The sequence below is a fragment of the Cephaloticoccus primus genome, assembly GCF_001580015.1.
GTDB lineage: Bacteria > Verrucomicrobiota > Verrucomicrobiia > Opitutales > Opitutaceae > Cephaloticoccus > Cephaloticoccus primus.
In genome coordinates this window covers 1-15,120 of record NZ_LSZQ01000009.1, presented here as the reverse complement: position 1 = coordinate 15,120, position 15,120 = coordinate 1, and the positions used below count along the sequence as shown (strand labels likewise).

Annotated in this window: 10 protein-coding genes; 5 read left to right on the top strand and 5 right to left on the bottom strand. The window is 63.3% G+C overall.

The window, feature by feature from the left end; genetic code table 11:
• Positions 1 to 139: 139 nt before the first annotated feature.
• Positions 140 to 955, bottom strand: coding sequence for a twin-arginine translocase subunit TatC (tatC, locus tag AXK11_RS00415; protein ID WP_231865704.1), 816 nt, complete (start codon positions 953 to 955; stop codon positions 140 to 142).
• Between the two features lie 276 nt (positions 956 to 1,231).
• On the opposite strand from tatC, the gene ppdK reads away from it, so the two are divergent.
• The 3 genes from ppdK to AXK11_RS00400 all read left to right on the top strand — a co-directional run bounded on the left by ppdK (position 1,232) and on the right by AXK11_RS00400 (position 6,507).
• Positions 1,232 to 4,021 (top strand): pyruvate, phosphate dikinase, encoded by a 2,790-nt coding sequence (ppdK, locus tag AXK11_RS00410; protein ID WP_068628223.1) that lies wholly within the window; start codon positions 1,232 to 1,234, stop codon positions 4,019 to 4,021.
• 652 nt (positions 4,022 to 4,673) lie between these two features.
• Positions 4,674 to 5,624, top strand: coding sequence for a class II fructose-bisphosphate aldolase (locus tag AXK11_RS00405; RefSeq protein ID WP_068628221.1), 951 nt, complete (start codon positions 4,674 to 4,676; stop codon positions 5,622 to 5,624).
• A gap of 160 nt (positions 5,625 to 5,784) precedes the next feature.
• Positions 5,785 to 6,507 carry a hypothetical protein gene (locus AXK11_RS00400; protein ID WP_068628219.1) on the top strand — a complete coding sequence of 241 codons (723 nt, stop codon included), beginning with the start codon at positions 5,785 to 5,787 and terminating at the stop codon, positions 6,505 to 6,507.
• 344 nt (positions 6,508 to 6,851) lie between these two features.
• On the opposite strand, the gene AXK11_RS00395 is transcribed toward AXK11_RS00400, so the two are convergent.
• The 3 genes from AXK11_RS00395 to AXK11_RS00385 form a co-directional block, all read right to left on the bottom strand.
• The gene (locus AXK11_RS00395) at positions 6,852 to 8,255 is read right to left on the bottom strand and encodes a hemolysin family protein (protein ID WP_156469110.1); all 1,404 of its coding nucleotides are present in this window, start codon (positions 8,253 to 8,255) and stop codon (positions 6,852 to 6,854) included.
• A 400-nt stretch (positions 8,256 to 8,655) separates the two neighbouring features.
• Positions 8,656 to 9,492: a 1,4-dihydroxy-2-naphthoyl-CoA synthase gene (gene menB, locus AXK11_RS00390; protein ID WP_068628290.1), complete on the bottom strand. Its 837-nt coding sequence runs from the start codon at positions 9,490 to 9,492 to the stop codon at positions 8,656 to 8,658.
• A gap of 450 nt (positions 9,493 to 9,942) precedes the next feature.
• Complete coding sequence (locus AXK11_RS00385; protein ID WP_068628213.1) at positions 9,943 to 10,182, bottom strand: ferredoxin; 240 nt, start codon at positions 10,180 to 10,182, stop codon at positions 9,943 to 9,945.
• A gap of 301 nt (positions 10,183 to 10,483) precedes the next feature.
• Between AXK11_RS00385 and AXK11_RS00380 the strand changes: the two genes are divergently transcribed.
• The gene (locus AXK11_RS00380) at positions 10,484 to 11,407 is read left to right on the top strand and encodes a rhomboid family protein (protein ID WP_068628289.1); all 924 of its coding nucleotides are present in this window, start codon (positions 10,484 to 10,486) and stop codon (positions 11,405 to 11,407) included.
• A 135-nt stretch (positions 11,408 to 11,542) separates the two neighbouring features.
• Positions 11,543 to 14,200 carry a carboxy terminal-processing peptidase gene (locus AXK11_RS00375; protein WP_068628211.1) on the top strand — a complete coding sequence of 886 codons (2,658 nt, stop codon included), beginning with the start codon at positions 11,543 to 11,545 and terminating at the stop codon, positions 14,198 to 14,200.
• A gap of 434 nt (positions 14,201 to 14,634) precedes the next feature.
• Here the strand turns inward: AXK11_RS00375 and AXK11_RS00370 are convergent.
• Positions 14,635 to 15,120 (bottom strand): PEP-CTERM sorting domain-containing protein (locus tag AXK11_RS00370; RefSeq protein WP_156469109.1); only part of this gene is annotated, 486 nt, incomplete at its 5' end.

The following is a 15,120-nucleotide window of genomic DNA, read 5'->3' as shown; positions in this document are numbered from 1 at the left end:
CATTACTACCAAAACCGACTTTTAAAACTCATCTCTCGAAACGTGTTTCTGAAAGAGGACGAAGCACCCCTGCTCCAACTCGGCGAGCGACTAGAAGCACAGGGCGATTGCCTCTCCGGCTCCCAAAACCGGGCACCTTTTAGTCCGTCAGGGCTTCGCGGGAGTGGCGTTTGCGCTCCACGCGTTTGCCGACGAGGACTGCGATTTCGAACAGCAGGTATAGCGGGGCGGCAAAGATCGTTTGCGTCACAAAATCGGGGGTCGGGGTCACGATTGCCGCGATGATGAAGATCGCGACGACCGCGTGGCGGCGGTACTTGGTGAGCGTCGCTGTGCTCATCAGGCCCATATAAACCAGCAGCACGATGAGCAGCGGAAACTCGAAAGACGCGCCCACACCGAGCACCAGCCACATGAGCAGCCCGTAGTAGCTGCCCGGCGTCCACCGCATCACGAAGCCGAAGTACTCGTTTAGCCCGACGGACACGGCCAAGGTGCTCGGCACGAGGACGAAGTACCCAAAGCACGCTCCGCATAAGAACAGCACGAGCGCCGCCACACACAGGGGCAGCACCGCGCGCATCTCTCGCTGCGTCAGCGCCGGGCTCACAAACTGCCCGACAAAAAGCAGGATAAATGGCGCGGCGAGGATGAGCCCGCCCATGAAGCACATCTGAAGCACGACCGTGAAGCCCTCCATGATCGACACCGTGCCCAGGTCGAGCGCCAGCTCGGGACGCCCCTCCTGCACTGAGCGCAGCGGCCACAGCAGCGCATTGTTAAACTGCCGCATGAACAGGCCGATCAGCACCGCAAAAACGAGGAACGCCGCAGCGGACTTGATCAGCGTCCAGCGCAGATCCTCCAGGTGGTCGAAAAAGCCCATCGGCTTACCTCCGCGCACGAGTTCGGGCTCGGCAGCGGAGTCGGAAAAGATGTCTTCGTCTTTCTTCAAGTGGTGGGAAGGGGCTGAGCAAAAGAGGCGGCAGCCTTGCCGCGCGGCCCGCCTCAATGCAACGGCTGATGCACATTTTCTTCGAGGGGCGCGCAGTACGCCCTATCGGCCAGCGCAAGCCACACACAGCGCCCCCCTCCCCACAGCAGCTCGGCGAAGCAGACCGTTGACAGTCCCTCGGGCGCCCCTCTACTCGCGGGCCCTTTGCGCCCGACGCGCATTCATTGCTCTGCGTCTCCCGAACACACCCTTCTCTCAAAAACTACAAAACTACACATGGCATCTAAAACGACGAAGAAAGCTCCGGCCAAAAAAGCCGCCAAGAAAAGCACCCGCAGCACTCAGGCGAAAGCCACCAAGGCACCCAAGTACGTCTACACCTGGGGCGCCGGCAAGGCCGATGGCAACGGCACGATGAAGGAGCTGCTCGGCGGCAAGGGGGCCAACCTCGCGGAGATGACGCGCATCGGCCTGCCCGTGCCTGCGGGCTTCACGATCACCACCGAAGTCTGCACCTACTACTACGCCAACAAGCGCAGCTACCCCAAGGAGCTTGAGGCGCAAATGCAGGCTGGCATCGCCAACATGGAGAAGGTCATGGGCCACAAGTTTGGCGATGCAAAGGGCTTCCCGCTGCTCGTCGCCGTGCGCTCCGGCGCGCGCGACTCGATGCCGGGCATGATGGACACGATCCTCAACCTCGGCCTCAACGACGACACCGTGCGCTCGCTCGAAAACGCGACCGGCAACGCCCGCTTTGCCTGGGACTGCTACCGCCGTTTCGTCCAGATGTATGGTGACGTCGTCCTCGGCGTGCAGAAACGCGAGGGCGAAGATCACGAGCCCTTCGAGAGCGTCATCGAGCACTACAAGCAGGAGGCTTACGGCCGCGACATCGTGGACTCCGACCTCACCGCCAAAGACCAGCAGGAGCTCGTCAAGCGCTTCAAGGCCCTCGTCAAAGAGCGCACCGGAAAGGTCTTCCCACACGATCCCTGGGCGCAGCTCCGCGGCGCCGCAGGCGCCGTCTTCGGCTCCTGGATGAATGACCGCGCGATCGTCTACCGCCGCAAGTACAACATCCCCTCCGAGTGGGGCACCGCCGTAAACGTTCAAGCGATGGTCTTTGGCAACACCGGCGAGAGCTCCGGCTCCGGCGTCGCCTTTACCCGCAACCCCGCCAACGGCGAAAACGAGTTCTACGGCGAGTTCCTCGTCAACGCGCAGGGCGAGGACGTCGTCGCCGGCGTACGCACGCCCGAGCCCGTTTCCAAGCTCAAGGCCGTCATGCCCAAGGCTTACGCCGAGCTGCTCAAAGTCCGCAAGATCCTCGAAAAGCACTTCAAGGACGTGCAGGACGTCGAGTTCACCATCCAGGAAGGCACGCTCTACATGCTCCAAACCCGCAACGGCAAGCGCACCGCCGCAGCGGCCCTCAAGTTTGCCGCAGACATGGTGAAGGAGCGCTTGATCGACTGGAAGACCGCCGTCCAGCGCAACCCCGCAGATCAGCTTGAGCAGCTCCTCGCGCCGATCTTCGACCTCGCCGAGATCAAGAAAGCCAAGGCCATCGCGACCGGCCTGCCCGCGGGCCCCGGCGCCGCCTCCGGCAAGATCTACTTCAACGCCGACCGCGCCGTCGAGGCCGCCGAGAAGGGCGAGAAAGTCCTCCTCGTCCGCATCGAGACCTCGCCCGAAGACCTGCGCGGCATGATCGCCGCGGAGGGCATCCTCACCGCGCGCGGCGGCGTCTCCTCGCACGCCGCACTCGTGGCCCGCCAGATGGGCAAGGTCTGCGTCTGCGGCGCGGCCGACATCCAGATCGATTACGAGCGCCGCATCGCCACCGTGAAGGGGCAGAGCTTCGCCGAAGGCGACTTCCTCTCGATCGACGGCACGGCCGGCACCGTCTACGCGGGCCAGATCCCGACCGCGCCTTCCGAGATCATCGACGGGCTGCTCAACAACAACAAAGCCGCCCAAAAGACCGAGAAGTTCAAAAACTACGTGCAGCTCATGGAGTGGTGCAAAAAAGCCACCAAGCTGAAGGTGCGCACCAACGCCGACACGCCCGAGCAGACCGCCCAGGCACTCGCCTTTGGCGCCGAAGGCATCGGCCTGACCCGCACCGAGCACATGTTCTTCGAGGGCGACCGCATCGACGCCATGCGCGAGATGATCCTCGCCGACAATCGGGCCGCCCGCGAAGCCGCCCTCGCCAAGCTGCTGCCCTACCAGCGCAAGGACTTCTTCGGCATCTTCAAGGCGCTCAAAGGCTTCCCCGCCACCATCCGCCTGCTCGACCCGCCGCTCCACGAGTTCCTCCCGCACAGCAAGGAGCAGCAGCTCGACTTCTCCAAGAAGATCGGCGTGCCCGTCGAGAAGGTCATGGCCCGCGTGCACGAGCTCCACGAGTTCAACCCCATGCTCGGCTTCCGCGGCTGCCGCCTCGGCGTCAAGTACCCCGAGATCACGCGCATGCAGATCCGCGCCATCCTCGAAGCCGCCGCCGAGGCCACGCAAAAAGGCTTCAAGGCCAAGCCCGAGATCATGATCCCGCTGGTCGGCTTCAAGAAGGAGCTCGATCAGCAAGTCGCGCTCGTCCACGAGATCGCCGCCGACATCCAGAAGGAGAAGAAAGTAAAACTCTCCTACCAGGTCGGCACCATGATCGAAGTCCCCCGCGGCGCGCTCACCGCTGACGAGATCGCCGAGACCGCCGAGTTCTTCAGCTTCGGCACCAACGACCTCACGCAGACTACGCTCGGCATGTCGCGCGACGACTCGGGCTCCTTCCTCGGCGCTTACCAAGAGTCGGAAATCATGCCGAAGAACCCCTTCGCCTCCATCGACCAAAGCGGCGTCGGCCAGCTCATGGAAATCGCTATCGAGAAGGCCCGCCGCACCCGCCCCGACATCAAGCTCGGCATCTGTGGTGAGCACGGCGGCGACCCCGAGTCGGTGAAGTTCTGCCACAAGATCGGCCTCGCCTACGTGAGCTGCTCGCCATACCGCGTGCCCGTCGCCCGCCTCGCGGCGGCCCAGGCCGCACTCGCCAGCGCGTAAGCCACACGCGAAGCAGGGCAGCGCGTGGGCACTTGCAGCCCCGCCGCGCCGCCCTGCTCCGTTTTCTAAAAAAGCCGCCTCGGCGACACCTCCCCGCGTCAGAGGCGGCTTTTTTTGCGCGCGAACCGCGGCAACAACGCTGCGGCCAATAGAAGAACCTAAGGCTCCACTGCGCGTGGGGCGGTGGTCAGTGACCACTTCCATTGAATTTGCGATTTTGCCCGGGCGCAAAGCGCCCGGGCAAAATCGCAAATTTAAGGAACTTCCCCCGTCGCGTTGCTAGGAGCGCAGCCCCGTTCTATTTGGCGAGCCGCTCGTTGGCGGCTCGTCAGCTGTCCCCAGAGCGGGGCGAGAATGAAGCGAAAACCCCATTTGAGCGCGGCAAGAAAGTTTACGGGTAAATCTCTGCCCGACCGAAGGTCGGTCATCCCTTACTGTGCGGTTTGCTTGTCGGGCGGGACGCCCGACAAGCAAACCGCACAGTAAATGGCACGTGGCGCCACGCCACCGCCCCACGCGCAGTGGGAGGGCTTGCCTGCGCCCATTACCTATCGCTCGGGCTACTCGGGCCCAGCAGCGCGGCTTCACCAGTCGTAGCCACGCCTACAATAATCTTGTCTGCCACGGGCGAGTGCGCCTGCCTAGGTGCTCCATGATCGTTACGACTGCCCAACTCTTCAAGCACGCCTACGGAAAATACGCGGTAGGGGCTTACAACATCAACAATGCGGAACAGGCGATGGGCCTGTTCCAAGGCTGCATCGACTCGCAGGCCCCCTTCATCATCCAGATCTCCAAGGGCGCGCGCAAATACACCGACAAGCGCATGCTTGAGGCCATCATTCGCAGCGCAGCGGAGATCTACCCCGAGGCCATCTTCGCCGTCCACCTCGACCACGGTGACGAGCAAACCTGCTACGACTGCATCGACTCCGGCTTCTTCAGCTCTGTCATGATCGACGCCTCGCACGATCCCTTCGAGGAAAACGTCGCCATCACCAAGCGCGTCGTCGATCGCGCACACGCCAAGGGCCTCTCCGTCGAAGCCGAGCTCGGCATGCTCGGCGGCGTCGAAGAGGACATCAAGGTGGACGAAGGAAACGCCTGCCTCACCGACCCCGCCGAGGCCGAGGAGTTTGTGAAACAAACTGGCTGCGACTCGCTCGCCTGCGCCATCGGCACCAGCCACGGCGCCTTCAAATTCAAGGGCCGCCAGTCGCTGCACTTCGACGTGCTGGAGCAAATCAAGAGCCGCCTGCCGCAATTTCCGCTCGTCATGCACGGCTCCTCCTCGGTGCCTCAGGACGAAGTCGCCCGCATCAACTCCGCTGGCGGCTCCATCCAGGACTCGATGGGCGTGGATCCCAACGAGTACCTCCCGGCCGCCAAGCTAGGCGTCACCAAGGTCAACATCGACACTGACGGGCGCCTCGTCTGGACGCGCGTCCACCGCGAGTTTTTCCGCGACAACCCCGAGCAGTTCGACTTCCGCCCGCCCGGGAAGATCTTCATGGCCGAGTACGCGAAGTTCATCGCCTCGCGAAACGACTTCCTCGGCAGCTCCGGCCAGCTCGAAGACTTGCGCAAGTCCTTGGCGAGCTAAGCCGCCGAGAGCTCCGCATCTCATTCTCCGTCAGAGATCTGACGCGCATCAGCTTGCTGGTGCGCGTTTTTTCGTATCTTCTGGGCGGAACATTTTTTTGGAACCTTCGCCAAAACGAATCGTCTTGGCCGACGAACTTTCACCTCAACAAGGAGACCCCATGAAGACCCAAAACATACTCCCCCTTTTCGCAGCCACCGCCCTGCTGCTTGCCCCGCGCGCCGCAGTCGCCGGCGGTGAAGGCGTTGCCGCCATCGGCGGATTCATCGGAGGCATGATCGTCGGCAGCCAGGTCGGCAGCACCCACACGCACACCACCGAGACCGTTGTCATCGAGCGCACGACCGTCCCGGGTGAGCTGCCGCCCGCACCTGAAGACGCCGCCGTCGAAAACGTGCCCACACCGCCCCCACCCCAGACGGTCACCACCACTACCGAAACCGTGGTCACCCGCGGCGGCTCCGGCGGCTACTGGGAAGAGCGCCCCGTCCAGACTTGGGTGCCTGCACGCTGGATTACCACTTACGATCGCTACGGCTTCCCCGTGCGCCGCTACGAGCCCGGCCACTACGTCACTCACGTTGAGCGCGTCTGGGTAAGCGGTGGTGTCATTCACAGCTCCGCTCCCGTCGTCGTCCAGCCCACCATCGTCACCCCTGCGCCTTACTACTACAGCAGCTATCCGGCGGTGCACATCGGCATAGGCTACACGCACTACAGCGGCTACCGCCACTACCCGCGCCATTACGCACCGCCGTATTACCACCATCGGCCAAGCCATCACCACTACCGCAACCACGTCCCCAGCCACAAGGCGAGCCACGTGAAGCAGCACCTCAACTCACACAGTAGCGGCAAAGGCCTGAAGCCCAAGTTTCACTAAGGCAAAGCCTCCACTGCGCGTGGGGCGGGGTCATAGACCCGTTTTATTTGCGAGCCGCTCGCTGGCGGCTCGTCGGCAGTGAAGCACGATTCCCACATTTCGCATCCTGTCGCTCTGCGACAGGAAACAGGGCCCAAAACGCAGATAGGGAGGGAACCCGTTTAGGCGAAGCGAAATGATTTACGGGTAAGTCGCGGGCTTTTTCTACTGTGCGGTTTGCGTGTGCCGTGCGTTCCGCACGGCACACGCAAACCGCACAGTAAATGGGTGCAGGCACCGGCCTGCCGCCCCACGCGTAGTGGAGTGTCTGCAAGTCCATCAATCAAACCCGCGTAGGGTCACTCTCAGAGGCCTTTCACCGAGGTGGGAGGCGTTGCAGGGACGATACTTTTGGGCGCGCTTACAGGCGCAGCAGCAGCAGGCGCAGAGGGCTCAGCAATCGCGGGTGCTGTCGGCGCGACCAGTGGCTGGGCGCGGACCTTGTCGATGCGGTGCCCATCAAGCTCGGCGACTTCCAGCTTCCAGCCTTGCCAGAGAAAGGCGTCGCCCACGGTCGGCACGTGGCCGAAGTGGTGAATCATGAAGCCGCCCACGGTCTCGTAACTGGCCGTCGGCGAGGCCGCCTGGAGGGCGAGTGCCTGGTCGAGGTCTTCGATCGAGAGTGCCGCATCGACGAGCCACGAGCCATCTGGCTGCTGCTCCATGCCCGGGTCTTTGCGGTCACCGAGCTGCGGCATGTCGCCGACGATTGCTTCCATGACGTCGATCAGCGTGACGAGCCCCTGGATGCCGCCAAACTCATCGGTCACGAGCGCGAGGTGGCGGCCCGTCTTTTTAAATGTTTCGAGGAGCTGGATCGCGCTCACCGATTCGGGCACGAGGAGCGGCGTAGTGAGGTGGTCGCGCAGTTTGTTGGAGACACCGATTGCGGCATTTGCCCAAAGCGATTTCACCGTGACGACGCCGATCACCTGGTCGCGCGTGTTTTCGTAAACGGGAAACTGCGAGTGGCCGCTGGTGACGATCTTGCGCCAGTTGATCTCGTCCTCGTCCTCCACGTTCAACCACACCATCTGCGGGCGGCGAGTCATGATCTCGGTGACGGGCATCTCGTCGAGATTGAGGACACCCTCGACCATCGCGCGCTCGGCTTTGTGAAACACGCCGGCGTTCATCCCCTCCTCGATGAGGTTGGCGATTTCCTCCTCCGAAGGCGGCTGCTCCGTCTCCTTGCCCACGCCCAAAACGCGCAGGAGCCCGTTCGTCGATATGGTGAGCAGCCAGACAAACGGCGCGGCCAGTTGCGAAAGCCGCGCCATCGGCCCCGCAACGAGCATCGCGCGCGCTTCGGGGTTTCCCAACGCGATACGCTTCGGCGCGAGCTCGCCAACGATCAGCGAGCAATACGTGATCGCGCTCACCACGATGAAAATCGCCAAGACCTTCGCGTAAGGCGCAAGCAGCGGGATCGTCGCAATCGGCGCCGCGAGGTGATCCGAGAGCGTCGCCCCGCCAAAGGCCCCCGCCAAAATGCCGATCAGCGTGATGCCGATCTGCACGGTCGAGAGAAAGCGCGTGGGCTCGCTGGCGAGCTTCAGCGCGGCACGCGCGCGCGGCGCCCCCTCGTCGGCCAGTGCCTGCAAGCGCGCCTTGCGAGAGGAGACGATGGCGATCTCCGCCATCGCAAAAGCGCCGTTCGCCAGGAGCAGCAGAAAGATAACCAGAAGTTCTAAAAGGATAGCGTTCACGAATGGGTTGCTGGGCGGGCCACACCTCGCGCGAGCAACTTGCGGTTAGAGAGCCTACGTAGGATCGAGATTCTACGACCCGGTTTCGCAACCGAAAAGGCAGGGGATTTTTTTCAAGCCGCGCGAGAGGACAAGCAGCTGCCGGGCGCGCTCAGGCAGCACCACTGCGCGAGGGAGTGGGAGGGCGGCAAGCCAGTGCCTGCTCCCATTTACCGTGCGGCTCGCGTATCACGCTCCGCGCGATATACGAGCTGCACAGTTGGAAACGCCCGCCCCTTGGTCGGGCAGAAGATTTACCGGTAAATTGCTTCAACCCGGCCTAATGGTTTCCCGCTATAGCCGGATTTTTTTCACCGGTAAATGGTGTCGCAGCTATCGCGGCCCGGCCGTCTCCCCGCCGCTATGGCAACCAGGGAAACTGCCCCGCATCGGGCGGGCGCTTCTCGCGCTGCGCGCGGTGAAACTCCTGCGCCTCCTCGCTCATGTAGTAGAGCAGCGTCGCATTTCCCGCCAGCTCTTGCAGCCCGCTCTGCCCATCCACATCCGCATTAAACGCGCTCTTCAGGCAGCGAATCGCCAGCGGGCTGTTCTGCATGATCTCGCGTCCCCACTTGAGCCCCTCCTCCTCCAGTTGCGCAACCGGCACGACTGCGTTGACCAGCCCCATGTCGAGCGCCTGCTGCGCATCGTACTGGCGGCACAAAAACCAGATCTCACGCGCCTTTTTCTGCCCGACGATCCGCGCGAGGTAGCTCGACCCGAAGCCGCCGTCGAAGCTCCCCATCCGCGGCCCCACCTGCCCGAAGACGCCGTTGTCCGCAGAGATCGTCAGGTCGCACACCAGGTGCAGCACATGCCCGCCGCCAATCGCGTAGCCCGCCACCAGCGCGATCACCACCTTCGGCATCGAGCGGATCAGCTTTTGCAAATCCAGCACATTGAGCCGCGGCACGCCGTCCCCGCCCACATAGCCCGCGCTGCCCCGCACGCTCTGGTCGCCCCCCGCGCAAAACGCGTACTTCCCATCCGCGTGTGGTCCCGCTCCGGTGAGCAACACGACGCCCACGCGCTGATCCTCGCGCGCATCGCAAAACGCCTCGAAAAGCTGCGCGACCGTCTCGGGGCGAAACGCGTTCCGCTTCTCCGGCCGGTTGATGGTGATCTTGGCAATCCCCTCCGCACACTTCTCGTAAACAATATCGCTGTAAGTTTTAACGGGCGTCCACTCAGTCGGCATGCCGCCCAACGCAGCCCGAAACCCACCCCACATCAACCCCCGAATCCGCCTCGCCGCGTAACGGCGGAACACGCAGAGCTGACGCGCGGCCAATAAAACGGGTCTAAGACTCCCACTGCGCGTGGGGCGGCAGGCGGCGCCTGCACCCATTTACTGTGCGGCTTGCCGTCGGGCGTTCCGCCCGCCAAGCAAGCCGCACAGTAGAATGAACTCCCTGACTGGAGCAGGTGGGAGTTTAACTCGTAAACTTTTTAGCCGCGCCCAAGTGGGTTTCCTGTTCCATTCGCGTTTTGAGTTTCTTCCCAGTCGCAATGCGACTGGGGGAGGCCCCGTTAAATTTGCGATTTTGTTCGGGCGCACAGCGCACGGGCAAAATCGCAAATTGAATGGAAGTGGCGACCCGCCACCGCCCCGCGGGGGAGTCTTCGACTCGGCTTTCTGGCGAGCCGCTCAGGCGGCGGCGCCGTCGTTGCCGATGGCCTCCACGGGGCAGCCTTCGAGTGCTTCCATGCACAGGCTGATGTCGTCTTCGCTCTCGGGTTGCTTGTAGACAAAGGAGTAGCCGCCTTCGTCGAAGCGGTTAAAAAAATCCGGCGCGGTCTCGCGGCACAAATCGCAGTCGATGCATTGCTGATCGACGTAGAAGGCGCCTGCCACGTTGTTCTCCCATTTGTCTGCTTTGTTGGCCATAGGTCGTGCGACTCACAAAAACAGCGCTTAAGCAGAGTCAACTACTCAACCACTCAAGAAGCCGTGTCGGGCTTATTTTTTACGTCGCACCTATAACGGGGGCTTCTGGGTCTTGCTGGATTTTCGGCGCGCGGAGCGCCACGCGAAGACCGCCCGCTCGCTCGCCCTCGCAAGGCACCGCAAAAACGCGGCCCGCAGCCTCCAAGTTCCCCCGCCCAACAGCCGCGCGCAGCGACTACGACGAAAAAGGCAGCGAAGCCCCCTTGTGTTGCGCGGGGCGGAGCCCTTAACTGCGCGGCTCATGTTATACGACCGGCCTTACATGCGGGATAGCAGCTACCGGAACAGGCAGACATCGGTGCTGGTCTGGTTAATCGCGGCGGTGATCGCGGGCTTCGTCCTGCAACTGGTTTTCTCGCGCTGGTTTGGCGTCAATCGCACGTTTACGCAGCTTTTCGCGCTGAGCCCGATGGGCTTCAAGGCGGGCCAGGTCTGGCCGCTGCTGACCTACGCGTTTCTGCACGATCCGACGAATTTGCTGCATATCGGCGGTAATCTGCTCGGGCTGTATTTCCTTGGGCGCGAGCTGCTGCCGGTCATGGGCGAACGGCGTTTTTTGATTTTCTACGGTGCGGCGACGGTGATGGGCGGGCTGCTGTGGCTGGGCACGCACTGGCTCGGGCGCGACTACAGCTTGCTGCTCGGCGCCTCGGCTTCGGTCTACGGGCTGCTGACCGTCTACGCCTGCTTTTACCCCGACCGGCGAATCACACTGCTGCTGTTTTTCATAATGCCGCTGTCGGTGAAGCCGAAGCACCTCGCCTTTATCGCGCTGGGGCTCTCGGCCTGCGGTTTTTTGTTTTACGAAATCATGGGGGCCGCCTCGCCCTTCGGGATCGCGCACTCAGCGCACCTAGGCGGGATGCTCACAGGCTGGCTCTACTACCGCTACCTGCACGAGCGCCGTTGGGGCACGGGGCGGGGGGGGGCTGTGAGCCTTGAGCTGCCGCGGTGGTTTAAGCGGCGCAACAAGAAGGCGGGGCTCACCACGGCGGCGCGCGGCGCCAGCGCGCCCAAGTACCGCGTCAACATGAGCAACCCTGCCGACCTGCGCGCCGAGGTCGACCGCATCCTCGACAAGATCAACACCAAAGGCTTCGGCGCGTTGACCGACGAAGAAAAACGACTCCTCGATAGTGCCAAAGATTTGCTCAGCCGCCGCTAAGCAACACCGCTCACACCCTGCGTAAAAAAACGCCCCCGCAGCGCGGCCACTTTTCGCCACAGTTCCTGTTACAAAGTCTGCGCACCGTTTTCACCTTCCGCTTCCGCTCCCGCCCCGTCCCGCAGCTCAGCTCCCATGACTTCGCCCGCACTTCGCCGTCCACGCCCCCTGCTGTCGCTCGCCCTCGCTCTGGTCGCCGCCGTCGTCGCCACCACCATTGCGGCGCCCCACCCGGCCAGCGCCCAGCGCGCCGCCAAGGCCGCCCCTGCGACCAACGCGACTACGACTGCCGCAACAAACTCCGGCGCAGCGCGGGCGAGTGGCGGCAGCAGCACCGATCCCCAGAGCCGCGGCGGCGCTACCGCACGCGCCGGCCAAGGCGACCGCCAATTCAGCACCACGCCCGCACTCGCCACCGAGGCGCGCATCGTCGTGCAACTCCTCTCCCAGGCACACTACAACCGCGACGCCGTCCGCAGCGCCAACTACGCCGAAGTCATCCCCGACTACATGAGCGCCCTCGACGGCCAGCGGATGATCTTCCTCAGGGACGACCGCATATTTTTTGAGAAAAAACACTCCACCAGCCTTTACTGGAACGTCAGCCGCCTCGGAAACATCGACGCCGCCTACGAGATCTTCTCCCGCTACGAGCAGCGCACGCAGGAGCGCGTCGATTGGGTTTTCCAAAACATCGACGCCGCGCTCGCCGACCTCGATACGGATGATCACCACCTCATCGACCGCCGCAAAGTCGAGTGGCCGCGCAGCGCCGCCGAAGCCGACGCACTGTGGCTAAACCGGCTCAAGTTCGAGCTCATCGCCGAGCTGCTCAACAAACGCAGCCCCGAGGAGGCAAAGGACGCCGTGCGCTCCCGCTACGAGCGCCTCCTCAAAAACATCGCCGAGATCGAGGCCAGCGACATCGGCGAGCTCTACCTCGCCACCATCGCCCGCCTCTACGACCCGCACACCGCCTACCTCTCGGGCGACAGCTTTGAGGACTTCAGCATCCAGCTAAAGCTGGAGCTCGTCGGCATCGGCGCCATGCTCACCGTCGAAGACGATTACTGCGTGGTAAAGGAGCTCGTGCCCGGCGGCCCCGCCGCGCTCGGCGGCGAGCTCAAGCCCAACGACAAAATCATCTCCGTCGCCCAAGGTGAGGACGGCGAGTTTCTGGAAATCATCGGCCTGAAGCTGCGCAAAATCGTCGACCAGATCCGCGGCGAAAAAGGCAGCACCGTGCGCCTCCTCGTCCAGCCCGGCAACGCCACCGACCCCGCCGCCCGCCGCGAAGTCGTCATCGTGCGCGACACCGTAAAGCTCAACTCCGCGCGCGCTCACGCCGGCCTCTTCCACGTACCGAGCGCGGCAGCAGCCGTAAACGTTGCCGATAAAAACACCATCACTGCCGCCGCTGCGGCTGCCACTGCCGACGGCGCACAGGCCGGGGCGGCCGCGCCCACCGCCACCACCATTCCGATAGGCGTCATCAGCCTGCCCTCCTTTTACGGCCCGGCCGAAGAGTACGACCCTAACGACGAAGACGCCGCCGCCAGCGCCACGCGCGACGTCGCCAAACTCATCGGCCAGCTAAAAGAGCAAGGCATCCAGGGCCTCGTCCTCGACCTGCGCGGCAACGGCGGCGGCCTCCTCAGCGAGGCCATCGACATCACCGGCCTGTTCATCCCGCGCGGCCCCGTCGTCCAAGTGAAAAGCTACTCCGGCGAAATCCGCGTCAACTCCGACGAGTCGCCCGGCATCGCCTACGAAGGCCCGCTCGCCGTCCTCGTCGATCACTTCAGCGCCTCCGCCTCCGAAATCGTCGCCGGAGCCCTCCAGAACTACGGCCGCGCCATCATCGTCGGCGACAGCTCCACCCACGGCAAAGGCTCCGTCCAGGCCCTCGAAGAACTCCGCCGCTACCTCCCGCAAATCGCCCGCGCAGGCGTAAAAACCGGCGCGACCAAGTTCACCGTCCAGAAGTACTACCTGCCCAGCGGCGACTCCACCCAGCTCAAAGGCGTCGTCCCCGACATCATCCTGCCCTCCATCGAAGACCACCTGCCCATCGGCGAAGCCGAGCTCCCGCGCGCGCTCACCTGGGATAAGGTGCCCAGCTCCTTCTTCGACGGCGCACCCATCGACGACAACCTCCTGCACACCCTGCGCAGCGAGAGCCTGGAGCGGCAAAAAGCCCTGCCCGAATTCGACTACCTACGGCGCAACGTCGATTGGTTCAAACAACGGCAGGAAGAAAAACTCGTCTCCGTAAATCTGGAAAAACGCCGCCGGCAACGCGAAGAAAACGAAACCCTGCGCAAAGCCTTCATCGCCGAACGCAAGACCCTGGCCGAGCTCGACTACGCTTACGACGAATTCTGGCTCAGCCCTCCCGAAGAACGAATTGGCGCCAGCACCGAAGCCGCGACCAGCAGCAGCGCCACCGAGGCCGCGCAACAAGATGCGCCTTCACTCGCCGACGCAGGCGACACCACGGCCAACAGCAGCGACGAAAACGCTCAAGAACCCACGTCGGGCGCCCAGCTCGCCGCCGCAGATACCGGGGCGGCGGGCACAACCCATGCCAAAACCGCAGGTGACACCGCCTCCCCGGAGGCCGACGACGAAGACCTGGACGACCCACTCGATGACGACACCGGCGCCTACGCCAAAGTCGACGTCCACCTCAAAGAAAGCCTGCGCATCGTCGCCGACGTGATCGCCCTCGGCCACGACCCCAGCAACTGGATCCAGAACCACCCGCCCCTCACCGCCCGCACCAACCGCTAAAGACGCAAGCCGCCCGGACCGCTCACATGATGAACGGGCCGTCACACTGGGCGGGAGGGCGGCCCTGCGCGGGCAGCGGGGGACGGTGTCCCCTGCCATTTAATTTGGGAATCGGCTTCGGCGCTTCGCACCGGAGCCCGATTCCCAAATTTGAATGAAGTTCCCTGAGAGCGAATGTAGCGTAAACCCGTTGGGGCAGGTCTTTTAGTTTACGGGTTAACTCTCCGACCGTGACCGGAGGCCGCACAGTTGAATGAAATCCCTGATCGGAGCTCAGGTGGGAGTTTAACTCGTAAACTTTTCCGCCGCGTCCCAATGGGTTTCCCGCTTCATTCGCGTTTTGGGATTCCCCGCCTGTCGCAACGCGACAGGGGGATGACCCGTTAAATTTGCGATTTTGTTCGGGCGCGCAGCGCACGGGCAAAATCGCAAATTTAATGGCACGTGGCGCCACGCCACCGCCGCCCGCGCAGGGCTGGTCTCGAGGACTTGCGGCAGCGGCGGCGGCGGCGGAGGAGGTACAGGCCGATGCCTGCTGCGCCGAGGAGGGCGCCGTAGGTGGTGGGTTCGGGGACGGCGCCGAAGGGGGTTATCTGGATGTAGTTGTTGTCGTAGGGTTTCCAGGTTGTCTCGTAGTCCTGATAGCCTTCGAAGATGATTTGCGGGAGGGTCGCGAAGTTAAAGTTGGCTCTCTTCACCAGCAGGATGTCTTCGTATTCGTACCAGTTGCGGATGAAGAGCTGCGCGTCTGAGCTGCTGAAGGTCAGCATATCGATCCACAGGATGTTGGCCCGGCCCACTTCGCCACCTACCCAGTCAATCGTCCCACGGTTTTCGATATGCAGGTTGGACAGGCTCAGCTTGGTGTTGCCGCCCATCTGGAGGATCGCCTGCGCGCCGCCGTACTCGGGGCCGCGCGG

Bases quoted from the DNA above. Each gene is read 5' to 3' on its own strand.
- AXK11_RS00380 (WP_068628289.1), top strand. From the start codon at position 10,484: ATGTTATACGACCGGCCTTACATGCGGGATAGCAGCTACCGGAACAGG.
- AXK11_RS00405 (WP_068628221.1), top strand. From the start codon at position 4,674: ATGATCGTTACGACTGCCCAACTCTTCAAGCACGCCTACGGAAAATAC.
- AXK11_RS00400 (WP_068628219.1), top strand. From the start codon at position 5,785: ATGAAGACCCAAAACATACTCCCCCTTTTCGCAGCCACCGCCCTGCTG.
- AXK11_RS00385 (WP_068628213.1), bottom strand. From the start codon at position 10,182: ATGGCCAACAAAGCAGACAAATGGGAGAACAACGTGGCAGGCGCCTTC.
- menB (WP_068628290.1), bottom strand. From the start codon at position 9,492: ATGCCGACTGAGTGGACGCCCGTTAAAACTTACAGCGATATTGTTTAC.
- ppdK (WP_068628223.1), top strand. From the start codon at position 1,232: ATGGCATCTAAAACGACGAAGAAAGCTCCGGCCAAAAAAGCCGCCAAG.
- AXK11_RS00375 (WP_068628211.1), top strand. From the start codon at position 11,543: ATGACTTCGCCCGCACTTCGCCGTCCACGCCCCCTGCTGTCGCTCGCC.